Below are 11950 nucleotides of genomic sequence, written 5' to 3' on the forward strand. Positions count from 1 at the left end.
GTTCTCCGGGACAGTAACCAGGCATCAGACAGCGATCACAGGATTGCAATGAAAAAGCCCGCAGAAATGCGGGCTTTTTTTTGGCGGAAAATAAAAACGCCGAAGGGAGTGTGTATAGGCGATCGATTTCCCTATTTGGGCGGAGCGCCTGCCAGCACCCATTCAGCCAGCGTGCCGATTTCCGCATCGCTCAGCGTGGCTTGCGGCGGCATCGGCATGGAACCCCAGACGCCGGAACCGCCGCTGCGGATTTTCTTCGCCAGATAAGCCTGGGCATTGGCATCGCCGGCGTATTTCTTTGCGATGTCCTTGTAGGCCGGGCCGACCAGTTTGCGTTCCGCAGCATGACAGGCGACACAGGCACCCTTGCCCGCCAGCGCCGATGCCGCCGCCGCGTCGAGTGCATGTGCCGACGGCATGGCACCGAACAATGCGGCGGATGCAAGTGCTGGAATCAATGCATTTTTCAAAGTTGCCATGACATGCTCTCCGTCAGTTTGCAGGATGGGCCACTGTTCGCTTCACGCGCGCCGGTGGATTCGATTGCCTGTTTGGCGTGTGCGACGTCCATGGCTTTCGGCACGACGACGCCGTTACGCACTGCAGTCAGTTCGGCAAGAATGGAGATGGCAATTTCCGCCGGCGTCTTGCTGCCGATGTAGATGCCGATCGGGCCGTGCAGACGCTGCAGTTGCACATCGCTGACGTCGAACTCTTTCAAACGTTCGCGACGGCGTGCGTTGTTGACACGCGAACCGATTGCGCCAACGTAGAACGCATCCGACTTCAACGCTTCCATCAATGCGAGATCGTCGAGCTTGGGATCGTGCGTCAGTGCGACGACGGCAGTACGGCTGTCCGGTTGCATCTGCAGCACCAGATCGTCCGGCATCGTGTGCACGACATCGACGCCATCGATCTGCCAGCCGCTGCGATATTCTTCGCGCGGATCGCAAATCGTGACGTGGTAGTCGAGTGCGGTGGCGATCTGTGCCAGGAACTGCGACAACTGTCCGGCGCCGACGATCAGCAATCGCCAGCGCGGACCATGCACGGTTGTCAGCATGCCGCAATCGATGGCAAGTGCATCGGTCGGTGCCGCTGCGACGAGTTTCACGTTGCCGCTTTCCAGATCAAGCTGGCGTGCAACCAGTTCATGCTGTGCCAGGCGTTGCAACAATTCCTTGATGCGACTTTTTTGCGTCAGCGGTTCGATCGCGAGCCGGATCGTGCCGCCGCACGGCAGGCCGAAACGGAATGCTTCTTCCGCGCTGATACCGTAGGTCACCAGTTCCGGCGCGGTGCGCAGGATGCCGACAGTTCGTACACGGTCGATCAGGTCGTCTTCGATGCAGCCGCCGGAAACCGAACCGACCACGCGACCATCGGCACGAATCGCCATCGTCGCGCCGACCGGCCGCGGACTGGAACCCCAGGTCTGGATCACCGTGACCAGTTCGCACGGCTGGCCGGCGTCTATCCACGCATCGGCCGCTTTCAGTACTTCCAGATCGATGCTATCCATGCATCACCTTCCGTTTCGATCAGGTTGATTTCAATTGATCGCGTATCGGTAACGTGCGAATGCGCTTGCCGGTTGCTGCAAAGATCGCGTTGCACAGCGCCGGTGCAATCGGCGGCGTGGCCGGTTCGCCAACACCGCCAAGCGGCACATCGAAATCGTGCGGCACGATGTGCACGCGAATATCACGCGGCGCAGCGAAGGAACGCATCACTTCGTAGTCGTGGAAATTGCTTTGCTCCGCACGACCGTTCTTGAATGTGATTTCGCCCGTCATCGCCAGACTCAATCCCATGATGCATGCACCTTCCACCTGCGACCGGATTCGATCCGGCGTCACCTGCGGTCCGCAATCGACTGCGATGTCGACTTGCGGAATGGAAATTTCGCCGTTGTCCGCCACCACGACTTCGATCACCGTCGCCACATACGTGACGAAACTGTAGGACACCGCGAGTCCGAGGCCGTGACCTTTCGGCAGCTTGCGTCCCCATTTCGCCTTTTGGCAGGCGAGTTGGATGACGTTCTTCATGCGTGCGGTATCCAGCGGGTAGACCTGCGGCGATTCGCCGTAGTTCCAGTCGTCCGCCATCTTGTGCGGATCGATCTTGCGCGACGGCCCGATCAGTTCGAGCAGATAGTCGCGATGATCGCGCTTGGCCGCTGCGGCCATTTCAGCCACGAACGACTGCACGGCAAAAGCGTGCGGAATATTCGACACCGAACGGAACCAGCCGACGCGCGTCATCGCTTCGACCTCCGGCACCTCGACGCGGAAGTCGGGAATCGCAAACGGAATGTTCACCGCCGACATGCCCAGTTCGAACGGTAGCTGCATCTTCGCGCCGGGACTGAACAATGCGCCGATGGTCGGTGCCGCCGTGCGGTGCAGCCACGCGGTCGGCTTGCCGGATTTGTCGAGTGCGGCTTCCATATGCTCGACCGACACCGTGTGGAAATAATCGTTGTGGATATCGTCTTCGCGCGTCCACGTCACCTTGACCGGCTTGCCGTCCATCGCCTTCGACAGCAGCGCTGCCTCCACCGCAAAATCCGGTTTTGATTTGCGACCGAAGCCGCCACCGAGCAAGGTCACATGCACGGTGACATCTTCCGGTTTGATGCCGAGATGTTTGGAAACCAGATCATGCGTGGCTTGCGGTGCCTGCACGCAGGCCCACACTTCGCACTTGCCATCGACAATGCGTGCGGCGGCAGCCGGCGGTTCCATCGTCGCATGTGCAATGTGCGGCAGATAATATTCGGCATCGATGCGACGCGTTGCATCGGCAATCGCCTTCACCGCATCGCCGTCGTTGCGCACCGCTTTCGCCGGTTTGCGTGCCGCTTCTTCCAAAGTCTTCTTGAATTCGACCGAGTCGTAACGCGCATTCGGGCCATCGTCCCATGTGATCTTCAACGCCTCGCGTCCCTTCATCGCCGCCCACGTGTTGGACGCGATGACAGCGATGCCGCCAAGCGGATTGAAGTAAGTCGGCGGCGGCGATCCCGCCAGTTGCACGACCTTCACCACACCCGGCACTTTCATCGCGGCCGACGCATCGTAGCTGGCGACCTTGCCGCCCAACACTTGCGGACGCGCGATGACGGCGTACAGCATGCCGGGCAAATGCGTGTCGATGCCGTAATGCGTATTGCCGGTCACGATGTCGGAGAAATCGATGCCGCGCACATCCTGCTTGCCGATGTAGCGGAATTCGTTCGGCTTCTTCATGCGCAAGGTGGACACATCCGGCGGCGACAGTTTCGCTGCCGCTTCAGCCAATGCACCGTAACCGATGCGACGGCCGCTCTTCGCATGTACCACTTCATGATTGCGCGCCTTCACTTCTCCTACCGGCACATTCCATTGCGTCGCGGCGGCAGTCTCCAGCATCGTGCGCATGGATGCACCCATGTGACGCATCGTCTTGAAGTGATGCCGCATGCTGCGCGAACCGTCGGTGTCCTGACTGCCGTATTTCTTCTCGTCTGCATTCGCCTGCACGACGCGCACCTTGCTCCAGTCTGCTTCCAGTTCGTCCGCAACCACCAGCGGCAGGCCGGTGCGCACACCCTGCCCCATTTCCGAACGGTGCACGACGATCGAGACGATGCCGTCGCTGCCGACCGATACGAACACCAGCGGATTGTCGACCAGGCCGCCCGGCATCGCGTCGCCGCCGTATTTCTTGATTTCTTCCGCGGTCGCGGTACGCACGATGCCGTTGGCGCCGACCGTCAAGGCGAACGTCAGCGCGCCCATGCCTTTCAATAGCGTGCGACGCGATGGCGAGAATCCTTCTGCCGCATTGTCTGCGTCGGCGTGGTTCTGTTCTTTATGGAATGTAATCTTCATGTTGTTCAACCCTTCGCCGCAGAGGCTTGCTTGATCGCGGCACGAATGCGCGTGTAGGTGCCGCAACGGCAAATGTTGCCGCTCATCGCGGCGTCGATCTGTTCATCGGTCGGATGCGGCGTCGTTTTCAGCAATGCGGTGGCAGACATGATCTGACCCGACTGGCAGTAACCGCATTGCGGCACGCCGAGGTCCATCCACGCCTTCTGCACGCGCTTGCCGATGCTGTCGTCCGCCATCGACTCGATGGTCGCGATCGGCTTGCCGGCCGCGGCCGAAATCGGCGTCACGCACGAGCGGATCGGCTGCCCGTCGAGATGCACGGTGCACGCGCCGCACAGCGCCATGCCGCAGCCGAATTTCGTACCTGTCATGCCGAGTTGATCGCGCAACGCCCACAGCAGCGGAGTGTCGTCAGGCAGATCGATCTGATGTTGTTTGCCGTTGATAGTGAGAGTCGCCATGATTTTTGAGAAGGGAGAAAGGATTGAAAAACCGGAAACTTCGGAAGCCAAGTATTGAGCGGATGCAAACTGGCAATAAATGAAAATGTTAAGATTTGAGAATTCCAAAATCTGGAACGCGAACTGAACGGGGCTTTTTCTCCGTTGTGCAATCCGGCGGGACAATCGACCTGAAAAACGGAGAGTTATGCTGAATCGGCTGGAAATGCTGCGTCTTTTCTGTGCGGCGGCAGAAGCCAGCAGCTTCAAGGAAGCCGCAGCGCGTCTCGGCACATCGCCGCAAGCCATCACGCGCGCCGTCAAGGAACTGGAAGAAGCGGTCGGCGAACTGCTGTTCCACCGCAATACGCGCGGCGTGCACATCACCGAGTTCGGCGCGCAGCTTGCCGTCCATGCACGCGACGGCGTCTCCCACATCGACAATCTGTTTCATCGCAACGCGCGGTTGCCGGACGCAGGACTGACCGGCGTCGTGCGCATCACGGCGGCCGGTACCATCGGTCGTCATTATCTGATGCAGGCGTTGATGCCGCTTGCCAGCCGCTATCCCGGCATCCGGCTGGAAGTGCAGTTATCGAACGTTGTGGCGGATGTGGTCGATGACAAAATCGATATCGGCGTGCGTATCGGTCCGCTGCGCGACAATCGTTTTGTCGCACGCTCCGTTGCCAAGATCGCGCTGGTCGTGGTCGGCACACCAAAACTGGCGGCGAACAAAGGCAGACCGACGACGCCGCAAGACCTGTTGCGATTGCCGACCACCGCATTGACCGATCACAACACGGGCCGCATCTGGCCGTGGTTCTTCGCCGGCAACCAGGTCATCGTGCCGGCCGCGCCGTCCTTCATTACCGACGATCCGGAGGCGGAATTCAGCGCGATGCTCGCCGGCCTCGGATACGGACAGTTGCCCATGTTCATGGCCGGCCCGCATTTACGCTCCGGCCGACTGGTCAGCGTACTCGACGATTTCCAGCCTGCGCCGTGGGATCTCTATGTATACCGTCCGCAACGAGGACCGGTGCCGGCGCGCATCCGGCTGGTGTACGACCACATCGTCGAAGCGCTGTCCAATCCGGCGACGCTGGCGGATTTCAAGGCGATCGGGCACTAAGAATGCAGAAGTAAGTCACCATCGACCCGATGCATTACTGATTGATGAGTACTTTCTTCGTGCACTCCGTTTTTTCCACCAGATATAAATACCGGTGACGGAAAGCATCGCCACCAGCAAACCCATGATTGACATCAGGATACGGCCTGGCATGCCGAGGATGCGTCCCGAATGCAGCGGGAACTGCAATTGCACGAAGATATCTGCAGCCGTTCCTTCCCACGGAACACGATCGCCTAAAAGGCGTCCGTCACGGCCGTCATAAAACAGATTCTTCACCTGCATGCCGCCGCCTTCGTGATCCATTCCTGGCTCGAAGAAACTGATGCCGTGTACAACAAAATTATCGCTGTAGAACACACTACCGACCGGTTCCGCCCAGCCGCGGCGCATCGCCTCCGCCTTGCCTCTCTCCAGCAGTTCCTTCCAGCTCACCTGTGGTTCCACCGGTTGATGCAATGGCGTCGGCGTGCGCGTTTCGAATGGCCCCGGCGTGGTCTTCGATACAAGCGACATTGCCGGATAAAACACCTCGCGATACAGATTCAGGGAGAACGAGGTGAATGCAATGATCAGCAGAACGCCCCATACCCACAACGCACCGGCACGATGCAGATCGAAATTCAATTTGTAGCCACCCGAACCGAACCGGATCAGCCATGACGGCCGCCACCGCAACCACCACCCTTTGCTCTTTGCGGCGGCGCTCCCATTGCGTGTCTTCGGTGGCAGCGTCAGGATAAATCCGACGAAATTATCGATCAGCCATATCAGCGCCACGATGCCCATCAACCACACGCCCCAGCGATCCGTACCCTGCCACTCCGGAAAGTGCAGCGTGAAGTGCAGCTTGTACAGAAACGACATCAAGTGCTCGGGACTCAGCGAAATCTTTCCCCACAAGCGTTTTCCGAGAATTTCACCGCTAACCGGATCGACGAACACATGATCGTAACCAAGATCGTAACGTTGTCCGGTTTCCGGATTGCGGCGCGAATCCACCCAGATCTGCGCAGTGTGACCGTCTTCGTATTGCAATGGAAAAAGACTGACGCGCGCACGCGGATCAGCCTTCTCCACGATATCCACAAGCGCCAGCGGCGGTAATGGTTCACCCTTGGCGCGTGCGTCGAACAGATGCGGATTCATCCACTCGTCCAGTTCGTGATCCCACGAAATGATCGCGCCGGTCAGGCCGGAAACGAGCAAAAACAGCGCGATAAACAGGCCGAACCAGCGGTGAACGAGAACGAGAGATGAACGCATGTGAGTAATGAAAGTTGATGACTTAGAAGTCGACCTTGACGCTCACGCTGAGGGTGCGCGGATCGGCCGGCTTGATCCAGTTTTCATATTGATATTCCCAGTACTTCTTGTCCGCAACATTGTTGATCGCGGCGCGGAAAGTGGTGTCCTTGCCACCGATGCGTGTGGTGTAACTTGCACCGACATTCAGCAAGGTATAACCCGGCACCTTCAAGTCGTTTGCGCCATTCAACATCGTGTTGCCGGTGTATTTGGCATCTGCCAACAGTCTCAGGCCGGGAAGTTGAGCGACGCGATAACCGAGCTGGGCAGCTGCGATGAATTCCGGCGCACCCGCAACGCGATTGCCGATATTGACCGCACCCTTTTTGTATTCGCTGTCGAGGAACATCAGACTACCGAGCACATCCCATTGCGATCCGAGCCGTGCCGATGCCGCCAGTTCCAAACCTTGATAAATGGTTTCGCCATCCTGAACCAGTTCATTGGCTGCATTGGTATATTCCGCTCCACGCTCGATACGGAATAACGCAGCGGTGGCACTCCATTTTTCTCGCTCAGTCTTGATGCCGAATTCGTATTGCTTGCTCTCCAGCGGATCAAGCAATGTTCCATCGTTCGCCAAGCCGACGCCGGCACGCGCACCCTGTTCCAGCGATTCGACATAGCTCGCATACAACGTCGTGCCCGGTTCAAGTTTGTACATCACCGCCGCCGTCGGCGAGACGACATTCTCTTTGTACGGCGCGTCCACTGCAAAGCGACTGGTTTGTTTGTAATCCGTATAACGCAGACCGCCAATCACGGACCAGCGATCGGACAGCTGTACCGTGTCACTGGCGAAAATTGCCTTCTGCGTTATTTCGCTATCGCGAACCATGTCGAAGTCGGTCACGCTTTCATAGTTGTTCGGATTCTGTGTGTTGAGATTGCCGGTACCTATGAGTACATACTGACTGTTCGCGCTGTAATCGTTTTTCTGCTTTTGCGACGACGCCCCAAACACCAGTTGATGCTTGATCGAGCCCGTCATCGCTTCTCCTTCCACCATGAGCGATGCATAGTCGAACGTACCTGTTTCATTCGAATCCGAGCGGACGTCGTTGTAATCGCCGGCGGAGTTGAGCAGATAAGCCGTGCCTTCATTGCGTCGCCGCTTGGACTCGCTATGGCTGATCGCTGCGCTCAACGCCCAGTTCGGTGCCAACTGATATTTCAAACCGGTCGTGTACATCTGCAAATCGGTATCCAGGAATTGTCCGCCACCCACCAGCGTCTGGTCATCGTCGCGAACCACCGACGGCAGTCCACTTCCTGTGTAGCCGGACGTGTATCCGGTCATTGCCGCACGTCCCGCAGAGATGGATTGCGTCTGGTCTTTCAGCTTGCGCTTTTGATAGAGTGCATCGAACGTCCATGTCAGATCGCGCGTCAGTTTTGCATCGAGCGCCAACGACAATGAATCGCGCTTGATCGAACCCTTGTTAAAGGTTTCGCCATCTTCATGCGTTGCATTCAAACGATAACCAAAGCGGCCATCCTGACCGACCCGACCGCCCAGATCGATATGTTCACGCCAGACATTGTTGGACAAGTAACCTACATCGACACTACGCACAGGCGTATCCGTCGGCTTCTTCGTCACGTAATTGACCATCCCACCCGGAGCGGCAAATCCGTACATGAAACCGGACAATCCCTTCAGCAGTTCAACCTGCTCGAAATGTTCATACGGAGGCGTGATCGAATAGCTCATGAACGGCATGCCGTCGATGCGGTAGGAGTTTTGCCAATCCAGAGGCAAGCCACGCACGGTGATGTAGGTCGCCCAACTGGTATAGCCGCCGCTATTGTCCGAAACCGATGCATCCAGCGCGAACACGTCGCCAAGCTTGTTCACCTGCCGCTCGGCCAGATCTTCGCTTTTCACTACAGTGCTGGAGAACGGCGTGTCCAATTGCGACCGCGAACCCAATGCACCAGCGTCCGTTTTGGCGTTCAGATGTTGTGGAGAGTCGCCTGTCGCCGTCACCGTCACAGTCGGCAACTGCGTCGCTTGTGAGACAGAGGTATCAAGGGAAGTCTGCGCAAACGCCTGCGCATGAAGAAGTACGGACGTACCGAAAACAGCGGCCAGTGCGGCCGCGAGCGGAGTGAGACGACGTGTCATGCTTGTCCTTGAGTCAAAACATTGAGGGAGACTTCAATGGCTGGCTAACGGACACGTCCACTGGCTGGCTGCAAAAGAGATGTCATGCGAAACATGCCCATCTACTAGAACCGCCATTCTAAATGGTAATTATTCCCATTTCCAATTTTTTTAACAAAACCTTTACGCCCGGAATGAAATTCGCCTCCCGGCGAACGAACTCCGGAAGGCGAATGCATCAGACAAATCCGCCACGGATCAGCGTGGCTTACTGACTATTACAATGGCTTGAACACGTCGCCGTTGTCGCTGATCTTGAACGACCCGTCAGGCTGCGGTTGGGCGACGCGATCGGTGTACTTCACGCGATACCCTTGAAAATCGCGCGGCAGGTGCGTCATGCCGAAGTCGAGATAGCTGATGCCTTTCCCGATGTTTTGCAGGATCACGACTTTGCCGGCCGCGTTTTTCACTTTGATTTCGTCGATGACTTGCATATAACCTCCTGTGTAGAAAACTACAAACTCCGACTGCGTTCACTTATCAAACCGCAGCCGAACCCACTGCTCCCTGGTACTGCACGACACGGTTTTCATTCGCGCCGCTTTCTTTCAATTCCGCTTCCATCGACTAGATGGCTTCCCGTCGATAGCCGTCCCTGACGCCTTCCTTCGACAGCACCCACTGCCACAACTGAATGTCGCGTGCGCGGAAGGCACCTGCGCACGACAACAGGTAATAGCGCCACATGCGATAGAAACGTTCGCCCAGCAGGTGCTCAAACCGCGGCCACGCCTTCTCGAAATTCCGGAACCACGCCATCAGCGTCTTGTCGTAATCCGCGCCGAAGTTGTGCACGTCTTCCACCACGAACAGGTTGTCCACCGCATCGCCGATCTGGCCGACCGATGGCAGGTCGCCATTCGGAAAAATGTATTTGTCGATCCACGGATCGGGTGCCGACTTGCGCATGTTCTTGCCGATCGTGTGCAGCAGGAACAGGCCGTCGTCGTGCAGACAGCGATGCGCCACTTCCATATAAGTACGATAGTTTTTGCGGCCCACATGCTCGAACATGCCGACGCTCGCAATCGCATCGAACTTCTCGTTCACGTCGCGGTAATCCTGCAGGCGGAATTCCAGCGGCAGGTTGTCGCCGTAATGTTCCTGCGCCCACGCCACCTGCTCTTTTGAAATCGTCACGCCCACGCATTCGACGCCGTAGTGCTGCGCCGCGTACGCCATGAAGCTGCCCCAGCCGCAACCGATATCCAGCACACGCATGCCGGGTTGCAGTTTCAACTTGCGGCAGATCAGATCCAGCTTGTCGCGCTGCGCCTGCTCCAGATCGGTTGCCGTCGCCCAGTAACCGCAGGTGTACGTCATGCGCGAATCCAGCATCGCCGCATAGAAATCGTTGCCCAGGTCGTAATGCACTTCGCCGACCTTCTTCGCGCGCTTCTTGCCCTGGCGATTCAACAGCTTCGCGGTCAGTGCATAACCCAGCAGGCGCAATGGCCGGATGCCATCGGTCAGCCGCGTGCCCAGCAAGCGGGAGAAGAACTCGTCCAGTTCTTCCGCATCCCACGCGCCATCCATGTACGCCTCGCCCAAACCCAGGTTGCCTTGCGAAAAGGCGCGTTCCGGCACACCGGCCGCCCTGATCTGCATGTCCCACGGGTTCGATCCGTTGACGCGAATGGCAGCCTTGTCCAGCAACTCGACCGTCGCACGATGCAGGCGCTCATTGCCGGTAATCGATGGCGGCGCCGCGATGACGGCGTGAGGTGAAGCGTTCAACGAAGATGGCTGTGATGACATGAATTCGCTCTCCTTTCGGACCGGTTGAATGGAAGAAACACCTGCAAAACATGGTTGGACGACAACAGATTCAGTGATGGATTCTTGCGGCCGCCTCTCGACTTCTTGTCCGCGTTTTTCTCCGCGTGTCTCGCCGCTTTTCCCTCTTGCTGCGCTGTTTTCTCAAAACATGTATATATTATGCATATTTAAAAATGCATGAATAATGAATAAAACATGCATTTATTATCAAAAAGGTTGCTATTAAAAATGGCGACCACGAAGTGGCAACGAAGGACTGCATACACCGATGGACATTGAACTCGCCCGCACCTTTCTCTGCATCGTCCGCTCCGGCAGCTTCATCTCCGCCGCGAACCGCCTGCACGTCACGCAAACCACCGTCACCGCACGCGTACAGAATCTGGAATCGCAACTCGGCTGCTCGCTGTTCGTGCGCAATCGCTCCGGCGCGCGCCTCACCGATGCCGGCGAAACCTTCGCCGGCTACGCCAGCCAGTTGGTACAAACATGGGATGCCGCCCGACGCGACTTGCCGCTACCGGACGGCATCGGCAACTCCATCGCGCTCGGCTGCGAAGTCAGCCTCTGCAATCCGCTCGTGCTGCAATGGACGACGCGCCTGCATGACGAACTGCCGACGCAAGCCGTGCGCATTGAAGTCGGAGAAGGCCCGACGCTGCAGAACAAACTGGAACACGGCCTGCTCGATGCCGCGCTCGTGCACCGGCCCGAATACTGGACCGGCATGCAGGTCGAACAACTGCTGGAAGAAAAACTGATTCAAGTCGCCTCGACGCACAACCCCGAGCCGTACATCTACATCGACTGGGGCGAAGCATTCCGCAAAGCGCACGACGCCGCACTGCCGGAAAAAGCGCGCAACGCCATGTCCTTCAGCCTCGGCCCGCTCGCGTTTCAGTATCTGCTGAAGAACGGCGGCAGCGGCTACTTCCGCACACGCGTTGCACGTCGTGCGATTGAAAGAGGATTGGTCACACAGGTAAAAAGCGCACCGGAATTTTCGTATCCGGTCTTCCTGATCTACTCACGCGAAAACAAGTCGGAACCGCTGCACAAGGCGTTCGATATTCTGCGCGACATCGTCAAGGATGAGAGTGATTGGGCGGAGCATTGGGATATTGCGCCGTGAAAGTTCCATTTGCAGATTACATATACCGGCATTAGCAGATATATAAATCTGGAAGTCATATACATCTCAAATCCCATATTCATGGGAGAAAAAGTCAAATAG

At 57.6% G+C, this 11950-nt stretch carries 10 protein-coding genes; 2 read left to right on the plus strand and 8 right to left on the minus strand.

Going from position 1 to position 11950, the window contains the following annotated elements; genetic code table 11:
• Positions 1–131 precede the first annotated feature (131 nt).
• Genes VN114_RS02975 through VN114_RS02990 form a run of 4 tightly spaced genes read right to left on the minus strand, consistent with a single transcriptional unit; the run spans position 132 to position 4345 of the window.
• On the minus strand, positions 132–479 hold the full coding sequence (locus tag VN114_RS02975; protein WP_414694184.1) for a c-type cytochrome: 348 nt from the start codon (positions 477–479) through the stop codon (positions 132–134).
• Entirely contained in the window at positions 467–1525 is a 1059-nt protein-coding gene (locus VN114_RS02980; protein WP_325511835.1) for an XdhC family protein, read from the minus strand. The genes VN114_RS02975 and VN114_RS02980 overlap by 13 nt, the downstream gene beginning before the upstream one ends.
• Positions 1526–1544: 19 nt before the next feature.
• Positions 1545–3881 carry a xanthine dehydrogenase family protein molybdopterin-binding subunit gene (locus VN114_RS02985; RefSeq protein ID WP_325511837.1) on the minus strand — a complete coding sequence of 779 codons (2337 nt, stop codon included), beginning with the start codon at positions 3879–3881 and terminating at the stop codon, positions 1545–1547.
• A 5-nt stretch (positions 3882–3886) separates the two neighbouring features.
• A complete protein-coding gene (locus VN114_RS02990; protein ID WP_325511839.1) occupies positions 3887–4345 on the minus strand; it encodes a (2Fe-2S)-binding protein in 459 nt (152 codons plus the stop codon).
• Between the two features lie 187 nt (positions 4346–4532).
• Here VN114_RS02990 and VN114_RS02995 point away from each other — a divergent pair, with 187 nt between their 5' ends.
• A complete protein-coding gene (locus tag VN114_RS02995) occupies positions 4533–5459 on the plus strand; it encodes a LysR family transcriptional regulator (protein ID WP_325511841.1) in 927 nt (308 codons plus the stop codon).
• A 15-nt stretch (positions 5460–5474) separates the two neighbouring features.
• On the opposite strand, the gene VN114_RS03000 is transcribed toward VN114_RS02995, so the two are convergent.
• From VN114_RS03000 to cfa, 4 genes are all read right to left on the minus strand, one after another.
• Positions 5475–6725: a PepSY-associated TM helix domain-containing protein gene (locus VN114_RS03000; RefSeq protein WP_325511843.1), complete on the minus strand. Its 1251-nt coding sequence runs from the start codon at positions 6723–6725 to the stop codon at positions 5475–5477.
• 22 nt (positions 6726–6747) lie between these two features.
• On the minus strand, positions 6748–8895 hold the full coding sequence (locus VN114_RS03005) for a TonB-dependent receptor (protein WP_325511845.1): 2148 nt from the start codon (positions 8893–8895) through the stop codon (positions 6748–6750).
• 257 nt (positions 8896–9152) lie between these two features.
• A complete protein-coding gene (locus tag VN114_RS03010) occupies positions 9153–9371 on the minus strand; it encodes a hypothetical protein (RefSeq protein WP_325511847.1) in 219 nt (72 codons plus the stop codon).
• A gap of 133 nt (positions 9372–9504) precedes the next feature.
• Positions 9505–10695 (minus strand): cyclopropane fatty acyl phospholipid synthase, encoded by a 1191-nt coding sequence (cfa, locus tag VN114_RS03015; protein WP_325511849.1) that lies wholly within the window; start codon positions 10693–10695, stop codon positions 9505–9507.
• Positions 10696–10984: 289 nt separating this feature from the next.
• Between cfa and VN114_RS03020 the strand changes: the two genes are divergently transcribed.
• The gene (locus VN114_RS03020) at positions 10985–11848 is read left to right on the plus strand and encodes a LysR family transcriptional regulator (protein ID WP_325511851.1); all 864 of its coding nucleotides are present in this window, start codon (positions 10985–10987) and stop codon (positions 11846–11848) included.
• The last annotated feature ends 102 nt before the right edge of the window (positions 11849–11950 follow it).

The organism is Oxalicibacterium sp., from assembly GCF_035565035.1.
Classification (GTDB): Bacteria; Pseudomonadota; Gammaproteobacteria; order Burkholderiales; family Burkholderiaceae_D; genus Oxalicibacterium.

Bases quoted from the DNA above. Each gene is read 5' to 3' on its own strand.
- VN114_RS02975 (WP_414694184.1), bottom strand. From the start codon at position 479: ATGGCAACTTTGAAAAATGCATTGATTCCAGCACTTGCATCCGCCGCA.
- VN114_RS02980 (WP_325511835.1), bottom strand. From the start codon at position 1,525: ATGGATAGCATCGATCTGGAAGTACTGAAAGCGGCCGATGCGTGGATA.
- VN114_RS02985 (WP_325511837.1), bottom strand. From the start codon at position 3,881: ATGAAGATTACATTCCATAAAGAACAGAACCACGCCGACGCAGACAAT.
- VN114_RS02990 (WP_325511839.1), bottom strand. From the start codon at position 4,345: ATGGCGACTCTCACTATCAACGGCAAACAACATCAGATCGATCTGCCT.
- VN114_RS02995 (WP_325511841.1), top strand. From the start codon at position 4,533: ATGCTGAATCGGCTGGAAATGCTGCGTCTTTTCTGTGCGGCGGCAGAA.
- VN114_RS03000 (WP_325511843.1), bottom strand. From the start codon at position 6,725: ATGCGTTCATCTCTCGTTCTCGTTCACCGCTGGTTCGGCCTGTTTATC.
- VN114_RS03005 (WP_325511845.1), bottom strand. From the start codon at position 8,895: ATGACACGTCGTCTCACTCCGCTCGCGGCCGCACTGGCCGCTGTTTTC.
- VN114_RS03010 (WP_325511847.1), bottom strand. From the start codon at position 9,371: ATGCAAGTCATCGACGAAATCAAAGTGAAAAACGCGGCCGGCAAAGTC.
- cfa (WP_325511849.1), bottom strand. From the start codon at position 10,695: ATGTCATCACAGCCATCTTCGTTGAACGCTTCACCTCACGCCGTCATC.
- VN114_RS03020 (WP_325511851.1), top strand. From the start codon at position 10,985: ATGGACATTGAACTCGCCCGCACCTTTCTCTGCATCGTCCGCTCCGGC.